At 66.3% G+C, this 578-nt stretch carries 1 protein-coding gene; it reads left to right on the top strand.

What is annotated here, in order from left to right; genetic code table 11:
• Window positions 1-140: 140 nt before the first annotated feature.
• A partial coding sequence (locus AC1DTN_RS38635; protein WP_477925498.1) for an enoyl-CoA hydratase/isomerase family protein occupies window positions 141-578 on the top strand: 438 nt, incomplete at its 3' end.

Raw genomic sequence — 578 nt, 5'->3', positions numbered from 1 at the left:
GGTGGCGATTCCGCAAGCGCGCGCCGTCGAAGTGATTGCCGCTGGCGAGAAGCGCGAAGCTGACGAGGCAGCCATCCTGCGCCTGCTGGAAGCCGGCGAGAGCACCATGACGGTCTACGGCTGGAACTGAGTCGACGCACATGACCTTTTTGGAACCGATCGCTTCCTCCCCGCCGCTGCTGAGCGTGGAGGGTGGCGTGGCTGTGATCACGCTCAATCGCCCGGCACACCGCAATCGTCTGGAAGAAGAGGACCTGCGCACATTGCTGCGCTTCTTCGCGCAGATCGATGCCGACCCGCAGGTTCGCGTGCTGAAGCTGACGGCCAACACCCAGGGGCAGCCGAGGCCGGTGTTCTGCGCGGGCTACGACATCGGGAGCTTCAGCGCCTCTGGCAGCGACCCTCAGATGTTCGAGCGCGTGGCCGATGCCTTGGCTGCACTGCGGCCGATCACGGTGTGCGCGCTGAACGGCAGCGTGCATGGCGGCGCAACCGACCTGGTGCTGGCCTGCGACCTCTGCGTCGGGCTCGACGGGGTCGAATTCCGAATGCCCGCGACCGCGCTCGGACTTCACTAC

Source organism: Rhizobium sp. 01T444 (assembly GCF_056398305.1).
The sequence above is the reverse complement of the archived record's forward strand: the minus strand, read 5'-3'. Positions and strand labels throughout refer to the sequence as shown.